The following is a 16,746-nucleotide window of genomic DNA, read 5'->3' as shown; positions in this document are numbered from 1 at the left end:
GGGTGGGCTCGCTGGCCTGGGAAGTGATCGGCGTGATCGACACCGATGGCGACTGCGCCGAGTGGACGTTTCCCGCCGAACCGGGCGCCGTGCGCAGCGCCCGCGCGGCGGTCCGGTCCCAGCTGCACGGCTGGCACCTCGACTGCGTCGCCGACCTCGCCGCGCTGCTGGTCAGTGAGCTGGTCACCAACTCGTTGCGGCATGCCACCGGCCCCATCGGCGTACGGCTCGTCCGCCCCGCCGGGCTCGACGGCAGGCTGCGCGTGGAGGTCTCCGACCCGCTCCCCGACCTGCCCCGCGAACGCGTCGCCCACCCCGAGGACGAGAGCGGACGCGGCCTCCAGCTGGTCGCCGGCTCCTCGCTGAGCTGGGGCACCCGGCCCGGGGCGAACGGAAAGACCGTCTGGTTCGAACTGGCGGTGCCCGGGTGACGGCACGGCACACACAGGGGCACGGGGGTGTACAGCCGACGGCGTGCCGTCCATGGTGCGCGCCGGGGGCGCACGTGGTCCCGCGGTGTGTGATTCGGCGGTGTGTTCCCTGGTTAGAAGAGTGGAAGTGTTGTCACGGACCGGTCTGAAAAGCACCTGGACCGAGCTGTGATCGTGAACACCGTGTCGTGCGGCGCCGTAGTGCTGGATACTGCGGGCAGCCGCCCCCGGTGACCGGTGCCGGACGCGGTGAGCTGGAGGGGACGGTTCGCGTGAGCGAGATACCAGCGAAGGCCACGGAGTCCGAGGACCCGTCGGACGGCGCGAGGAGGCAGGCCGCGGAGGCCGCCGCGGCACCCGGTGACGCCATGTGGCAGAGCAGTCCGCCCGGTTCCATCTACGACTACATCAAGGTCGCGTCCTTCTCCATCAGTCCCGGCGGGCTGGTCGACCAGTGGAGCCTGCGCGCCGAGCAGCTCTTCGGCATCCCCGCCGCGCGCGCCGTCGGCATGGACCCGATAGAGGCCTTCATCGATCCGGACCTGCGCGAGCGCGGCCAGCGGAAGATGGCCGAAATCCTCGACGGGCGCGAGTGGACCGGAGTGGTGCCGTTCCGGATGCCGGACGGGCCGGACGGCACGCGCGGCGAGGAGGGCCTGGCCGAGGTGTACGTCATGCCGACGCGCACCGCCGAGGGCGACAAGGCCGCCGTGTGCATCGTCGTGGACGTCCGCACCCTACGCAGCATCGAGACCGACCTCGCCGCCTCGCAGGCAATTTTCGGTCAATCCCCTTTCGGTTTCCTGCTGATCGACACGGACCTGCGGGTGCGCCGCGCCAACCTGCGGTTCGTCTCCGTCTTCGGCGGCACCCCGGACGACCACCGGGGCAAGGGAGTTCACGACTACCTGCCGCGCGGCGAGGCCGAGCGGGTCTCGGCCACCCTGCGGCGGGTGCTGGAGAGCGGCGAGTCCATCACCGACATGCACGTCACCGGCTTCGTCCCGGGTTCCGAGGAACGCCGGCACTGGTCGGTCAACCTCTACCGCGTGCACAGCGGCAGCGGCCGGCCCATCGGCATCGCCTGGCTCGGCACCGACATCACCTCCCGTCGCGCCGCCGCCCGCGAGGCCGCAGCCGCCCGGCGCAACCTCGCCCTGCTCAACGAGGCCGGCGCCCGCATAGGGAACTCCCTCGACCTGGAGACCACGGCCCGCGAACTCCTCGACGTCGTCGTCCCCGGCTTCTGCGACCTCGCCACCGTCGACCTCTACCAGGGCCTGCTGACCGGCGACGAGACCCCGCCCGGCCTCGCCGACGGCAGCGCCGAACTGCGCCGCGTCGCCTACGCCAGCGCCGTCTCCGGCGCGCCCTTCGGCAGTTCCGGCAAGCGCGTCGAGGTGGGCGCGGTCCACCACTTCCCGTTCACCTCGCCCTGCGCGGACGCCCTGCGCACCGCCCGTCCGCAGCACGTGCCCGCCGAGGAGGGCGGTCTCGTGCAGTCCACGCTGGCGGTGCCGATGGTCGCCCACGACACGGTCGTGGGACTCGCGCAGTTCGCCCGGACGAAGGGCAGCGAGCCGTTCGGCGACCGCGACCGTGACCTCGCGGTCGAACTGGCCGCACGGGCCGCCGTCTGCATCGACAACGCGCGCCTGTACCGCCGGGAACACGAACGGGCGCTGATACTGCAACGCTCCCTGCTCCCACCCGGCGACCCCGAGGCGTCCGGCCTGGACATCGCCTGCCGCTACCTGCCCGGCAACGCGGCGACGGAGGTGGGCGGCGACTGGTTCGACGTCATCGAACTCCCCGGTCACCGCACCGCGTTGGTGGTCGGGGACGTCATGGGCCGGGGCCTCAGGGCGGCGGTGGCGATGGGCGAACTCCGCACCGCCGTCCGCACGCTGGCCCTGCTGGACCTGGAACCGGCGGAAGTGCTCTCGGCGCTGGACGAGATCGCGCGGGGCCTCGGCACCCCGGGCGGTGTCCAGCAGGCGACCCGTACGGCCCGTCAGCCCCGGGACGCGGACCTCTCCGAGGTGTACCTCGCGACGTGCGTGTACGCCGTCTACGACTCCGTCACCAGACGCTGTACGTTCGCCAACGCCGGGCATCTGCCGCCGGTGCTGGTGGAGCCCGGTGAGGCGGCGCTGATGCTCGACGTGCCGCCGGGTATGCCGCTGGGCGTGGGCGGCGAGCCGTTCGAGGAGGTCGAGGTCGAACTCCCCGAGGGGGCGCTGCTCGCGCTGTACACGGACGGCCTGGTCGAATCCCGCGACCATCCGCTGGACGAGGGGCTCCAGGCCTTCGTCGGCGCGCTCACCGACCCCGCCCGGCCCCTGGAGGACGTCTGCGACCACGTCCTCAACACCCTCGACACCCACCACGGCGAGGACGACATCGCCCTGCTGATGGCCCGGGTGCAGGGGCTGCCCGCCGAGTCCGTCGGCGACTGGACGCTGCCGCGCGAGCCGCGCAGTGTGGGCCGGGCCCGGGAGTACGCCCGCGGACAGTTGCTGTCCTGGGATCTGGAGCCGCTGGTCGACACGACGGAACTGCTGGTCAGCGAGCTGGTGACGAACGCGCTCCGGTACGGCGAGGGGGACATCAGGCTACGGCTGCTGCTGGACCGCACCCTGGTCTGCGAGGTCTGGGACTCCGGCCTGGTCCAGCCCCGGCGCCGACGGGCCCGGGACACCGACGAGGGCGGACGCGGACTCCAACTGGTCGGGCTGCTCAGCGCGGCCTGGGGCTCCCGGCGCACCCCCCGCGGCAAGACGGTCTGGTTCGAGCTGCCGCTGCCCGGCGGAGAGGGCCACCTCACCGACCCGGCAGAGGCACTCCTGAGCCTGTTCTGACTGGCCGGGCCCTGAGGGGCCCACGCTTCGGGTGCCGGTCCGGGGGGCGTCTCGGCCGGATTACCTGTGCAGCCGGGAGCGGGTCTGTGGGCCGCCGAACGCGGGCGGGGGACCGCCGTCCGGGTCCTCTCCGAGGAGGATGCCGCCCAGGAGCGCACCGGCGAGACCGGCCGCGTCTCCCTCGGTGCCGTGGGCCCGGACATCCCGGTCGGCCAGCCTCCGCGCCTGCCCGGCCACGACGTCGGCCCACCCCGCGTTGTCCGTGCCCAGCTCGCGGACCGCCTCCGCCAGCCGGGCCCGGGCCTCCGTACCCACCGCCCCCCGGTGCACCCCGACGAACTCCTCCGCCCCGGCGACCGAACTCCGCGCCACGAGCAGCGCCGCCGTGCCCAGCACCCCCGACCGCACCCCCGTCAGCCGCTGGACGGCCCGGGTGATCCGGCGCAGCGCGTCCAGCGGGTCGTACGGCCCACCGGTCAGCTCCGCACGGACCGCCGCCAGCACCCCGTCGACATGGGCAGGCCGGGCAGGCGGTTCGCCCGAGGCCGGCGGGGCCTGCTCGGTCTCGGCGCGGGCCGGCGTCGGCCCTTCGTCGGTGGGCGTCGGCTGGACGGGCGGCTCGTCCGACGCCGGTGAGGTGTGCCGGACCGCCGCCAGCGCCCCGTCGACGTGGGGGGACCGGGCAGGCGGTTCGCCCGAGGCCGGCGGGGCCTGCTCGGTCTCGGCGCGGGCCGGCGTCGGCCCTTCGTCGGTGGGCGTCGGCTGGACGGGCGGCTCGTCCGACGCCGGTGAGGTGTGCCGGACCGCCGCCAGCGCCTCGTCGACGTGGGGGGACCGGGCAGGCGGTTCGCCCGAGGCCGGCGGGGCCTGCCCGGTCTCGGGGCGGGCCGGCGTCGGCCCCGTGGGCGTCGGCCGGGCATGCGGCTCGGCCGGTGTCGGCGCAGTGCCGCGGGCCGTCGCCAACTCCGCTTCCGCGCCGGTCAGCGCGGCCGGTACCAGCCCCGCCGCCACCCGCACCTGGTCCGCGAGCCGCTCCACGCCGCCCACCAGCACCCCCGCCTGGGCCACCGCACCCTCGCCGGCCCGCAACTGCCACGCGGCCCTCAGCGTCTCGCCCACATCGGCGGCCTGCCGGGCCTCGTTCAGCCGCGCGCCGGCGAACACCAGCCGGTCCTTGGCCTGTTCGACGTACCCGGTGACGGACCCGGTGGCCGAGGGCGCGTACCGCTCCCGCAGCGCCGCCAGGGTCCGCTGCGCGGCCATGGTCCGCGCCGCCAGCTCCCGGAACCGCTCCTCGGCCACCTCCAGCGCCGCGCGCATCCCGTCCTCGTCCGCCGCGAGGCCCCGCAACCGGTCCAGCGCCTCCGCCTCCCCGTCCAGCCGGCGCCCGGACTCCGCGCAGCGGCCGATCACCCCGACCAGCGCCTGGCGCCGGGCACCCGCCTCCTCCGGGACGCCCTCCTCGTACCGCCGCCAGATCGCGAACGCCGCCGACAGCTCCGTCTCGGCGGCCCGCAGCGCGTGCGTGAACGGCTCGGTCCGCTGTTCCCCGAACCGTTCCCGCACGAACGACAGTTCCTCCCGGCCGGCCCGCACACAGTCGTCGGCCAGCCGCAGTGCCGCCCTGGCCTGGCGTTCGGAGTCGGCCGGGGCGGGCACGGGCGGATGCGTCGAGACGATCCCCGGGGTCGTCCGGGTCCGGGCCCGGCGGGTGCGCCGCAGCCAGCCGTATCCGGCCAGGGCCACGGCCGCGACCCCGGCGATGAGCGGCAGTACGAGGTCGGCGGCCGACGTGCCGGCCTGCTGCGGCGCGACAGCGCTCGCCACCGCGCCGGCGGGGGTCACGGGAACCGGATCACGGGCATCCACCGTCATCACCGGCAACATCAGCCACCCGGCCCCCACCAGGGCGCCCAGCACGGCATGCGCCACCCGCACCCGTATGTGCGCGGTGGCCCGCCGGGGCCGGCCCCGGAACAGCGAGGACGTCACATTTCGGAGCGTATGGGCAGGTAGACGGCTCCGCGAGCGGGATGGATACGGGTGGGGGACCAGGCGGACAGGGGGGCGCAATGGACGAGAACCGGACCGACGACATCCGGCCCGACAAGAACCGGACCGACGAAGACCGGACCGACGAAGATCCGACCGACGAAGCACGGACCGGCGAGGACCCGACCGACGAAGCACGGGACGAACAACGCGGTGCCGCGCCCCTGCGCGAGGAGCAGCCCCGCGCCGAGCGGCAACATCCCCACCCGGACGACCCCGCCACCCAGCCCACCCCCCGCGCCCGCCCCCGCACACGCCGTCTGCTGCGGATCGCCGCCGGTCTCCTCGCCGTCCTCCTGCTCCCCCTCCTCACCGCCGAGACGGCCCTCCGGCTCAACTACACCGGCGATCCGGCCCCCGGCACCCGTACCCGCCACCAGGACGCCCTCTGGCTCGGGCACGCCTGGGTGGACGGGCGGAGGACCGACCGGGACGTCGAGGCCCTCGCCCGCCGGCTGAGGGGCACCGGGATCCGCGACCTGTACGTCCACGCGGGGCCTCTCGAACACGACGGGACCCTTCCGGCGTCGGCGTATCCGAAGGCCCGCCGGCTGATCGCGGCCGTCCACCGGGAACTCCCCGGCGTCCGCGTCCAGGCCTGGCTCGGCGACAAGCTGGCCACGGAGAGCCCGGACGGCCTGCGCCTGGAGCGCGCCGCGACCCGGGCGGCGATCGTCACCTCGGCCCGGCAGATCCTCGCCGCCGGCTTCGAGGGCACCCACTTCGACCTGGAACCCCTGCACTCCGGCGACCGCGACTACCTGTCCCTCCTCGACGACCTGCGCGGCCTCACCCACGCCCGGGGCGCCGTCCTCTCCGTCGCCGCCCACCAGATCGACCCGCTGCCCGCCTTCCACTCCTTCTGGGGCACGACCACCGGCCACCCCAAGTGGTGGTCGCAGGCGTACTTCGGACAGGTGGCCCGCCGTGTGGACCAGATCGCCGTCATGTCGTACGACACCATGCAGCCGCTGCAGAGCCTGTACGGCGGCTATGTGGCCCAGCAGACCAGCCTCGCCCTGGAGGTCACCCCCGAGAGCACCGACCTGCTGATGGGCCTGCCCTTCTACCACGAGAACCGGTTCGGCCACTGGGCGCACGCCGAGACGGTCCCGGCCGCCGTGCGCGGGGTCCGCCTCGGCCTGAGCCGCACGGACGCCGACCGCGCCCGCTTCGGCGTCGCCCTCTACGTGGACTTCGCGGCCACCGAGGCGGACTGGCGGGCGTACCGGGAGGACTGGGTGGCTACGCCCCCGACCGCCTCCTGATCTTCGAACCCAGCCAGACCAGCGGGTCGTACTTGCGGTCCACCGCGCGTTCCTTCAGCGGGATCAGGGCATTGTCGGTGATCTTGATGCCCTCGGGGCAGACCTCGGTGCAGCACTTGGTGATGTTGCAGTAGCCGAGGCCGTGGTCGTCCTGGGCGGCGCGTCCGCGGTCCAGGCCGGTATCGGCGGCCGCGTCCAGCGGGTGCATGTCGAGTTCGGCGACGCGCATCAGGTAGCGGGGGCCGGCGAACGCCTGCTTGTTCTCCTCGTGGTCGCGCACCACATGGCAGGTGTTCTGGCACAGGAAGCACTCGATGCACTTGCGGAACTCCTGCGGGCGGTCCACGTCCTCCTGGAACATGCGGTACTCGCCGGGGCCCAGACCGGGGGGCGGCACGAAGGCCGGCACCTCGCGCGCCTTCTGGTAGTTGAAGCCGACGTCCGTCACCAGGTCCCGGATCACCGGGAAGGCGCGCAGCGGGGTGATCGTGATCGTCTCCGCGCGGTCGAAGACCGACATGCGGGTCATGCACAGCAGCCGGGGCCGGCCGTTGACCTCCGCAGAGCACGAACCGCACTTGCCCGCCTTGCAGTTCCAGCGCACGGCGAGATCGGGCGCCTGGGTGGCCTGGAGGCGGTGGACGATGTCCAGGACCACCTCGCCGTCGTTCACCTCGACCGTGAAGTCCTTGAGGCCGCCGCCCTGTTCGTCGCCCCGCCACACCTGGAAGCGGGCTTCGTAGCTGCTCACTCGTACAGCTCCTCTTCGGCGAGGTACTTGACCAGCTCCTCCTTCTCGAAGAGGGCGAGCAGGTCCGGGCGGATGGGTTCGGTGGTCTCGCGGGTGAGGCGGATCTGGCCGCGGGCCGGGTCGGTCGCCGCGAGGCCGCCGGTGGGGTCGGAGAGGGTGCACAGCAGGTTCACGTTGCGCCAGGCCGGGTCCATCCGGGGATGGTCCTCGCGGGTGTGCCCGCCGCGCGACTCGGTGCGCTCCAGCGCGGCCCGGGCCACGCACTCGCTGACCAGCAGCATGTTCCTGAGGTCCAGGGCGAGGTGCCAGCCGGGGTTGAACTGGCGGTGGCCCTCGACGCCGGCCCGCCGGGCCCGGACCCGCAGCTCCGCCAGCTTGTGCAGGGCCTGCTCCATCTCGCCCTCGCGGCGGATGATGCCGACCAGGTCGTTCATCGCCTGCTGGAGTTCCTGGTGCAGGGTGTACGGGTTCTCCGGCGGCCCCGCCTCGCCCTCCGCCCCGGCGGAGAACGGCCGCAGCGCCTCCGCCGACGCCGTGCCGACCTGGGCGTCGTCCACGGGCGGGCGGCGTTGGGCCGGCCCGCGGGCGTACTCCGCCGCGTGCCAGCCGGCCCGGCGCCCGAAGACCAGCAGGTCGGAGAGGGAGTTGCCGCCGAGCCGGTTGGAGCCGTGCATGCCGCCCGCCACCTCACCGGCCGCGTACAGCCCGGGCACCCCGCGGGCCGCCGCCGTGTCGGAGTCGACCGCGATGCCGCCCATCACGTAGTGGCAGGTCGGTCCGACCTCCATCGCCTCGGCCGTGATGTCGACGTCCGCCAGCTCCTTGAACTGGTGGTACATGGACGGCAGCCGGCGCCGGATCACCTCGGCCGGCATCCGGGTCGACACGTCCAGGAAGACCCCGCCGTGCGGGGAGCCCCGGCCCGCCTTCACCTCGGCGTTGATGGCGCGGGCCACCTCGTCGCGGGGGAGCAGTTCGGGCGGCCGGCGGTTGTGGTCCGGGTCCTCGTACCACCGGTCGGCCTCCTCCTCCGACTCGGCGTACTTCTCCTTGAAGACGTCCGGGATGTAGTCGAACATGAACCGCTTGCCCTCGGAGTTGCGCAGCACCCCGCCGTCCCCGCGGACCGACTCGGTGACGAGGATGCCCTTCACCGACGGCGGCCAGACCATGCCCGTCGGGTGGAACTGCACGAACTCCATGTTGAGCAGCGGGGCGCCCGCCAGCAGCGCCAGCGCGTGGCCGTCGCCCGTGTACTCCCACGAGTTGGACGTGACCTTGAAGGACTTGCCGATGCCGCCGGTCGCGAGGACGACGGCCGGTGCCTGGAGGACGAGGAAGCGGCCGGTCTCACGGTCGTAGGCGAACACGCCCGAGACGCGGTCGCCGTCCTTGAGGATCCGGGTGACCGTGCACTCCTGGAAGACCTTCAGCCGGGACTCGTAGTCCCCGGTCTCCCTGAAGTCCTCCTGCTGGAGCGCGACGATCTTCTGCTGGAGCGTGCGGATCAGCTCCAGGCCCGTGCGGTCGCCCACGTGGGCCAGGCGCGGGTACTCGTGCCCGCCGAAGTTCCGCTGCGAGATGCGGCCGTCCTTCGTACGGTCGAACAGCGCGCCCCAGGTCTCCAGCTCCCACACCCGGTCCGGGGCCTCCTGCGCGTGCAGTTCGGCCATCCGCCACTGGTTGAGGAACTTGCCGCCGCGCATGGTGTCGCGGAAGTGGACCTGCCAGGTGTCGTGCTCGTTGGCGTTGGCCATCGCCGCCGCGATGCCGCCCTCGGCCATCACCGTGTGCGCCTTGCCGAACAGGGACTTGCAGATCACCGCCGTACGGGCGCCCCGCTCGCGCGCCTCGATCGCCGCGCGGAGGCCCGCGCCCCCGGCGCCGACCACGACGACGTCCCACTCCTGCCGGTCGACCACGGACATCAGTCAGTCCCTCACTGGATCTCTAGAAGAAGCGCGGGTCGTCGAAGACCCCGGACGCGACCAGGTAGACGTAGAAGTCGGCGAGCGCCACGCTCAGCAGCGAGGCCCAGGCGAGCTGCATGTGGCGGGCGTTGAGCCGGCCGACGAACTGCCACGCGCGGTAGCGCACGGGGTGCCGGGAGAAGTGCTTGAGCTTGCCGCCGACGATGTGCCGGCAGGAGTGGCACGAGAGGGTGTACGCCCAGATCAGCCCGATGTTGGCGAGGAAGACCAGGGTGCCGAGACCCATGTGCCCCCACCGGTAGTGCTCGTCCCGGAAGGCCAGCACGGTGTCGTACGTCAGCACGCCGGCCACCAGCAGGGCGGCGTAGAAGAAGTACCGGTGGACGTTCTGCAGGATGAGCGGGAAGCGGGTCTCGCCGGTGTACGTCCGGTGCGGCTCGGCCACCGCGCAGGCGGGCGGGGACGCCCAGAAGGCGCGGTAGTACGCCTTGCGGTAGTAGTAGCAGGTCAGCCGGAAGCCGAGCGGGAAGATCAGGATGATGACAGCGGGGGAGATTGCCCACCAGCCCCCGAAGAGGTCGGCGTTGGGCCCGGCGCGCATCGTCCGGCAGTTCTCCGCCAGGCACGGCGAGTAGAACGGCGAGACGTACGGGGCCGCGTAGTAGTGGGCGTTCGCGAAGGCCCGCCAGGTCGAGTAGACGACGAAGGCCAGCAGGCCGGCCGCGGTGGCGGCGGGCGCCAGCCACCAGCGGTCGGTCCGCAGGTGCGGGGCGGCGATCGCGGCGCGCGTACGGGCGTGTACGCCACCGCTGTTGTGTTGGGGTTCCGTACCAGTAGCCAAGGGGGACTCCGGTCGGTTCGGGGGAGTGTCAGGGGGCGCGGCGGTCGCGGGCGCCCAGGCCCTCGTCGTCCGAGTCCGTCCACAGGCTGATGTCGTACGGCGCGTCGGAGATGGTGACGAGGTCGGGCCGGTGCGGCGTGGCCGGGGCCGCGGCGGCCTCCCGCAGCAGTGCCACGCTCTCACGCAGATGGTCGGCGTCCAGGCGGACCCGGCGTATCTCCAGAGCGCTGCCGAGCTGGTGTTCCAGGCGGCTCACCGACCGGTTGAGGTCGTCGAGACAGCGCTGGACGGCGTTGATGTCGTCGTGCACGGACATGACTTGCCCTCGCTTCCGCGGGTCCGGCGGTCATGGGCGGCAACGTTCATGCGCCTTGGAGTGTTGCGCCTCGCGCCCGCCGGTGTGAAGGGATGTGCAGCGATTGGCCGAGGCGTACGGATGCACCGCCCGGTGTGTTGCGCCGCACGGGTGGGCTTACCGGCCGTCGTCGCCGTGTCGCCCACCGTGGCCGGATCCTTTCCTCTTCAGTGGCCGCATAGATCTGATCAGCTCCATATACCGCCAAACGTGATCAGCTCCATATACCGACAAATGCGAGCATAAGGCCCGTGGCTTCCTGGAGGTAGCAGAGATGTCCTACGACGGCGTTGGGCAGCGCCCCGAAGGGGTGCGAGGCTCCATCGACGGGCGGCTCTGCCGCGGGGCGCGACCAGCCATGACGCCCCCGCAGTCGGCCGGCGACCGGTCCCGGCGGGTGAGGCGGGCCCTCGCCCTCCTCAGCGCGAGCGCCCTGGCCGTGCCCCTCCTCGCCGGCTGCGGCGAGGACGACGAGGCCGGCACCCCGCTCGCACCGCAGGACATCGCCCTGGTCACCCGTGACAAGGTCGCCGACGGTGGCACCCTGAAGTGGGCCGTGGACGCCGTACCGGAGACCCTGAACACCTTCCAGGCCGACGCCGACGCCGGCACCAGCCGTGTCGCCCAGGCCGTGCTGCCGTCCATGTTCCGGCTGGACGCCGCAGGCAGGCCGGTGGCCAACCCGGCCTACCTGGAGTCGGCCGAGGTCATCGAGACCGAGCCGCGCCAGGTCGTGCTGTACAAGCTGAACCAGCAGGCCGTCTGGACCGACGGCCGGGAGATCGGCGCCGCCGACTTCGTCGCCCAGTGGCGCGCCCTGTCCGGTAAGAACAGTGCCTTCTGGACCGCCCGCAACGCCGGCTACGACCGGATCGCCAAGATCGAGCGCGGCGCCAGCGACCTCCAGGTCCGGGTCACCTTCTCCCGCCCCTACGCCGACTGGAAGTCGCTGTTCTCCCCGCTGTACCCGAAGGACGTCATGGGCACCCCGGACGCCTTCAACGACGGCGCCCGGCGCAAGCTGAAGGTCACCGCCGGGCCCTTCAAGGTCGAGAAGGTGGACACCGCCAAGAAGGACGTCGTCCTCACCCGCAACCCCCGCTGGTGGGGGAAGCCCGCCAAGCTGAACGGGATCGTGCTGCACGCCGTGGCGCGCGACAAGCGGGCCGCCGCCCTCGCCGACGGCAGCGTGGACCTCGCCGAGATCGACTCCGCCGACGCCCAGCGGATCGGCCTCGCGGGCCGCGCCAAGGGCACCGGCACCCCCCTCCAGGGCGCCGGGGGCAAGACCTCCGCGAAGAAGCTGCGCGACTGGGCGCTCGCGCACGGCTTCGACTCCGACCAAGTGCACGCCGGCAAGCAGAAGCTGCGCAAGGCCATCACCCGCTACCTGGAGCAGCAGCAGGCGCTGCGGGACGTCGAGGTCCGCAAGTCCCTGGAGCCCGCCTACACCCAGCTCGCCCTCAACGGCGCCACAGGTCCCCTCGCCGACGAACGGGTCCGCCGGGCCGTCGCCCGCGCCCTGGACCGCGTGGAGCTGGCCCGGCTGGTGCTCACCCCGCTGGGGCTGCCCGCCGTGCCGGTCGGCAGCCACCTCGCCCTGTCCGGGCAGGCCGCCTACGCCGACGGCAGCGGCGCGATCGGCGGCCAGGACGCCAAGGAGGCGCAGGCGCTGCTCGCCGACGCCGGCTGGGTGCGCGGCGGCCCGATCAAGGAGCCGAAGAAGGCCGAGAAGGCGGCCGGCCCCGAGCGCCCCGCCGAGGACGTGTCGAACGGCGGCAAGGACGGCGAGTACATCGTCGGGGAGGACGACGACGAGAAGGGCCGTGACGACGGGTCCGGCGACGGCGGGAGCCAGGCCGACGGCGGGAGCCACGGCGGTTCCGACGGCGACGGCAAGGGCAAGCACCACGAGTCGGCCGGCGACCAGCACGAGCACCCCGACCAGCACCTCGTGCGGGAGGGCAAGCACGGCGGCGCGCCCGGCGCGTACGCGCCCCAGGGCACGGCCGCCCCGGCCGCCGCGCCCGCCGGACCGCTCGCGAAGGACGGCAAGGCGCTCGCGCTGCGCTTCGTCCTGCCCTCCGGGTCCGGCTCGGACACGCTGAACTCGGTCGCCGAGCGGATCTCCGCGATGCTGGAGCAGGTCGGTATCCGCACGACGATCACGAAGGTCTCCGACGAGAGCTACTTCAAGGACCACGTCGCCGCCGGCGACTACGACCTCGCCCTGTACTCCTGGCCCTCCTCCGCGTTCCCGGCGACCGACGCCCGGCCCATCTACGCCAAGCCGGTCGCGGCGGCGGACGGCTCGGTGAACGTCGAGCAGAACTACACACGGGTCGGCACGGACCAGGTCGACCAGCTCTTCGACCAGGCCGCGACCACGCTGGACGAGGACGAGGCGCGTTCCCTGATCCGCAAGGCCGACTCCCGCATCTGGGCCGCCGCCGGCTCGATCCCGCTCTACCAGCGGCCCCAGCTCGTGGGGGTCCGGAAGAACGTGGTGAACGCCGGGGCCTTCGGCTTCGGGACGCCGGTCTACGAGGACATGGGCTTCCTGAAGAAGGGGGCGAAGGTTTCGCCGAGCCCGGCCAAATAGCCGCCGCCGGGTGCGTGGGAGGCGGCCTGAGCTGCACCGACGTATCCCGGCGAGCTCCTGCGGCAGCGGCCACGTACCATGGGGTGAGGCCGTGGCGTGTCCAGCCCGGCAGGGCCCGCGCGACACGGACGTACGCGCAGGGCAGTCCGCACACTCCGGGAGTACGCCACAATATGACTGCGTTTTCTACGCGTCACGACATCCGCAACGTCGCCATCGTCGCCCACGTCGACCACGGCAAGACCACCATCGTCGACGGGATGCTGAAGCAGGCCGGTGCCTTCGCCGCCCACCAGCTCGACCAGGTCGACGACCGCGTCATGGACTCGAACGACCTGGAGCGTGAGAAGGGCATCACGATCCTCGCCAAGAACACGGCGGTCAAGTACCACCCGAAGGACGGCGGGGAGCCCATCACCATCAACATCATCGACACCCCCGGCCACGCCGACTTCGGCGGCGAGGTCGAGCGCGGTCTGTCGATGGTCGACGGCGTCGTGCTGCTGGTGGACGCCTCCGAGGGCCCGCTGCCGCAGACCCGCTTCGTACTGCGCAAGGCGCTCCAGGCCCGGCTCCCCGTCATCCTGTGCATCAACAAGACGGACCGCCCGGACGCCCGCATCGACGAGGTCGTCAACGAGACCTACGACCTCTTCCTCGACCTGGACGCGGACGAGGAGCAGATCGAGTTCCCGATCGTCTACGCCTGCGGCCGTGACGGCATCGCCTCGCTGACCAAGCCGGACAACGGCACGGTCCCGGCGGACTCCACCAGCCTGGAGCCGTTCTTCTCCACCATCCTGGAGCACATCCCGGCCCCCACCTACGAGGAGGGCGCCCCGCTCCAGGCGCACGTCACCAACCTGGACGCCGACAACTTCCTCGGCCGTATCGCGCTGCTCCGTGTCGAGCAGGGCGAGCTGCGCAAGGGCCAGACGGTCGCCTGGATCAAGCGCGACGGCTCCGTGCAGAACGTCCGCATCTCCGAGCTGATGATGACCGAGGCGCTCACCCGCAAGCCGGCCGAGAAGGCGGGCCCGGGTGACATCTGCGCGGTGGCCGGTATCCCGGACATCATGATCGGCGAGACCCTGGCCGACCCGGAGAACCCGGTCGCGCTGCCTCTGATCAAGGTCGACGAGCCGGCGATCTCCATGGTGATCGGCACCAACACCTCCCCGCTGGTCGGCCGTGGCGCCACCGGCAAGGGCGCCGACAAGAAGGCGGCCGTCAAGGACCGCAAGGTCACCGCCCGCCAGGTCAAGGACCGCCTGGACCGCGAGCTGATCGGTAACGTCAGCCTCCGTGTCCTGGAGACCGAGCGTCCGGACGCCTGGGAGGTGCAGGGCCGTGGTGAGCTGGCGCTCGCCATCCTGGTCGAGACCATGCGCCGCGAGGGCTACGAGCTGACCGTCGGCAAGCCGCAGGTCGTCACCAAGGAGGTCGACGGCAAGACGTACGAGCCGATGGAGCGCATGACGATCGACGTTCCCGAGGAGCACATGGGTGCCGTCACCCAGCTCATGGGCGTGCGCAAGGGCCGCATGGACAACATGTCCAACCACGGCTCCGGCTGGGTCCGCATGGAGTGGGTCGTCCCCTCCCGCGGCCTGATCGGCTTCCGTACCGAGTTCCTGACGCAGACCCGTGGCACGGGCATCGCCCACTCCATCCACGAGGGCTTCGAGCCGTGGGCCGGCCCGCTCCAGACCCGGAACAACGGCTCCCTGGTCGCCGACCGCTCCGGTGCTGTCACCGCGTTCGCGATGACGAACCTTCAGGAGCGCGGCGTGCTCTTCGTGGAGCCGGGCACCGAGGTGTACGAGGGCATGATCGTCGGCGAGAACTCCCGCTCCGACGACATGGACGTCAACATCACCAAGGAGAAGAAGCTCACCAACATGCGGTCCTCGACGGCCGATGTGACCGAGTCGATCGTGCCGCCGCGCAAGCTGTCGCTGGAGCAGTCGCTGGAGTTCTGCCGCGACGACGAGTGTGTCGAGGTGACCCCGGAGGCCGTTCGCATCCGCAAGGTCGTGCTCGACCAGCGGGAGCGGGCGCGGGCCGCGAGCCGCGCCAAGCACAGCTGATTCCAGGCCATCTTCCCGGCCACCTGAGCCCGGGTTCCCCCATCGTGGGGGAACCCGGGCTTTTTGCAACCGGTTTTCGGGCGCCCCATGTCCGACATGCGGAGATCACTGCCCGATAGCCATGTAACAAGTCCGTTTCGCGCCTTCTTCTGGCGAACAGTTTGTCCAGATTTTGGAAGGTGTAGGCGTGAGCTGTGACTGAATTGAGATCTACGGGCAGTGGTCGGTGGTCGACCCATGGCAGATAGTTAGCCGCGTAGCGCTCGGGTCAATGGGTCTCGCGCTGTGGGGACAGCGCCGACTCACGAGCACCACGGGGTTTCTGACCCTCCGTCAGGGGTGTCGGAGGGAAGACGGAAACCCTCGCCAGTTGGTGAACACGTGAAGTCATGAGGAGGGAACCCCGGTAACTACGCGCGTCCGACTGCGGTCACGCGCGTTCTCGGAGTACGCGGACACCTCTCACGCTCATACCTGTGAAACGGACGAACCGTGACAAGTCCTATCGATATAGAGGGCGGCGGGGCTTCGGTCGTCGTCGACGGCGCGCCAGGGCCGGAGACGAAGAGCGAACCCGTCAAGCTCGCGGGCCGGTCCCCCGGCCAGCTGATGTGGCTGCGCTTCAAGCGCGACCGCACGGGCGTCATCTGCGCCGTGGTGGTGATCGGCTACTTCGTCGTCGCCCTGCTCGCACCGCTGCTGGCGAAGCTGTCGGGCACTGATCCGTACACCCTGTACGGCCAGGACCCCACCTACGCCGACAAGCCCGTCCTCGACGAATTCGGGCTTCCGCTGGGGTACTTGGGGGGCGTCTCCGGCGACCACTGGTTCGGCGTCGAACCGCAGTACGGCCGCGACCTCTACGCCATGCTGCTGTACGGCATGCGCACCTCGCTGTACATGGCGCTCGGCATCACCGTCCTCATCATGGTCACCGGTGTCGTGATCGGCCTGATCGGCGGGTACTTCGGCGGTCGCACGGACTACTGGATCGGCCGCGGCACCGACTTCTTCCTCTCCTTCCCGCAACAGCTGTTCTTCATCGCCTTCATGCCCGTCGTCACATCCTTCTTCGTGGACCCCCGCGAGGAGACACCGACCTACTTCCGTGCCCTCGCCATGCTGATCGTGCTGTGGCTGCTGGGCTGGATGGGCATGGCCCGACTGGTCCGGTCGACCGTACTGTCCCTGCGCGAACGGGAGTTCGTGGAGGCGGCCAAGGTCTCGGGCGCCTCGCCGTGGCGGATCGTGCGCAAGGAGATCCTGCCCAACGTCGTCACCCCGATCCTGGTGCAGTTCACGTACCAACTGCCCAGCACCATCCTCAGCATCGCCTTCCTGTCCTTCGCGGGCGTCGGGTTCGTCGAGCCGACGCCCGACTGGGGACGCCTCTTCGCCGCCGGCGCCCGGTACGCCGAGCAGGACCCGGCGTTCATGTTCTTCCCCGGGGTGGCGCTGGTGATCTTCGTCCTGTGCTTCAACCTCCTCGGGGACTCCGTACGGGACGCGTTCGACCCCAAGTCCGGGCGGTAGGTCGTCCGTTGGGTGGGGGTGGCTGCCGCCC

At 71.7% G+C, this 16,746-nt stretch carries 11 protein-coding genes; 6 read left to right on the top strand and 5 right to left on the bottom strand.

The window, feature by feature from the left end; all coding sequences use genetic code 11:
- Nucleotides 1-2 precede the first annotated feature (2 nt).
- The gene (locus ACH4LD_RS31770; RefSeq protein WP_103818047.1) at nt 3-431 is read left to right on the top strand and encodes an ATP-binding protein; all 429 of its coding nucleotides are present in this window, start codon (nt 3-5) and stop codon (nt 429-431) included.
- A gap of 272 nt (nt 432-703) precedes the next feature.
- Nucleotides 704-3,292 (top strand): SpoIIE family protein phosphatase, encoded by a 2,589-nt coding sequence (locus ACH4LD_RS31765; RefSeq protein ID WP_398057721.1) that lies wholly within the window; start codon nt 704-706, stop codon nt 3,290-3,292.
- A gap of 60 nt (nt 3,293-3,352) precedes the next feature.
- Here the strand turns inward: ACH4LD_RS31765 and ACH4LD_RS31760 are convergent, their stop codons facing one another.
- Complete coding sequence (locus ACH4LD_RS31760) at nt 3,353-5,284, bottom strand: hypothetical protein (RefSeq protein WP_398106201.1); 1,932 nt, start codon at nt 5,282-5,284, stop codon at nt 3,353-3,355.
- A gap of 80 nt (nt 5,285-5,364) precedes the next feature.
- Between ACH4LD_RS31760 and ACH4LD_RS31755 the strand changes: the two genes are divergently transcribed.
- A complete protein-coding gene (locus ACH4LD_RS31755; protein WP_398057723.1) occupies nt 5,365-6,612 on the top strand; it encodes a hypothetical protein in 1,248 nt (415 codons plus the stop codon).
- Here ACH4LD_RS31755 and ACH4LD_RS31750 read toward each other — a convergent pair.
- From ACH4LD_RS31750 to ACH4LD_RS31735, 4 genes are read right to left on the bottom strand one after another with little or no spacing between them, the layout of a single operon-like run.
- Entirely contained in the window at nt 6,590-7,363 is a 774-nt protein-coding gene (locus tag ACH4LD_RS31750; RefSeq protein WP_398057724.1) for a succinate dehydrogenase/fumarate reductase iron-sulfur subunit, read from the bottom strand. The two genes, ACH4LD_RS31755 and ACH4LD_RS31750, sit on opposite strands and share 23 nt — an antisense overlap.
- Complete coding sequence (locus tag ACH4LD_RS31745) at nt 7,360-9,291, bottom strand: fumarate reductase/succinate dehydrogenase flavoprotein subunit (RefSeq protein ID WP_398057726.1); 1,932 nt, start codon at nt 9,289-9,291, stop codon at nt 7,360-7,362. The genes ACH4LD_RS31750 and ACH4LD_RS31745 overlap by 4 nt, the downstream gene beginning before the upstream one ends.
- Before the next feature lie 22 nt (nt 9,292-9,313).
- Complete coding sequence (locus ACH4LD_RS31740; RefSeq protein WP_398057727.1) at nt 9,314-10,135, bottom strand: hypothetical protein; 822 nt, start codon at nt 10,133-10,135, stop codon at nt 9,314-9,316.
- A 28-nt stretch (nt 10,136-10,163) separates the two neighbouring features.
- Nucleotides 10,164-10,451, bottom strand: coding sequence for a hypothetical protein (locus tag ACH4LD_RS31735; protein WP_103817930.1), 288 nt, complete (start codon nt 10,449-10,451; stop codon nt 10,164-10,166).
- 397 nt (nt 10,452-10,848) lie between these two features.
- On the opposite strand from ACH4LD_RS31735, the gene ACH4LD_RS31730 reads away from it, so the two are divergent.
- From ACH4LD_RS31730 to ACH4LD_RS31720, 3 genes are all read left to right on the top strand, one after another.
- Nucleotides 10,849-13,092, top strand: a complete 2,244-nt coding sequence (locus ACH4LD_RS31730) for an ABC transporter family substrate-binding protein (RefSeq protein ID WP_398057728.1) — start codon at nt 10,849-10,851, stop codon at nt 13,090-13,092.
- 173 nt (nt 13,093-13,265) lie between these two features.
- On the top strand, nt 13,266-15,182 hold the full coding sequence (gene typA / locus ACH4LD_RS31725; RefSeq protein WP_103817928.1) for a translational GTPase TypA: 1,917 nt from the start codon (nt 13,266-13,268) through the stop codon (nt 15,180-15,182).
- A 492-nt stretch (nt 15,183-15,674) separates the two neighbouring features.
- Complete coding sequence (locus tag ACH4LD_RS31720; RefSeq protein ID WP_398057729.1) at nt 15,675-16,715, top strand: ABC transporter permease; 1,041 nt, start codon at nt 15,675-15,677, stop codon at nt 16,713-16,715.
- Nucleotides 16,716-16,746: the final 31 nt, after the last annotated feature.

Origin of the sequence: Streptomyces sp. NPDC017676, from assembly GCF_044329325.1 — a bacterium.
Classification (GTDB): domain Bacteria; phylum Actinomycetota; class Actinomycetes; order Streptomycetales; family Streptomycetaceae; genus Streptomyces.
Note: the sequence above shows the minus strand (reverse complement) of the source record. Positions and strands in the feature narration are given on the sequence as shown.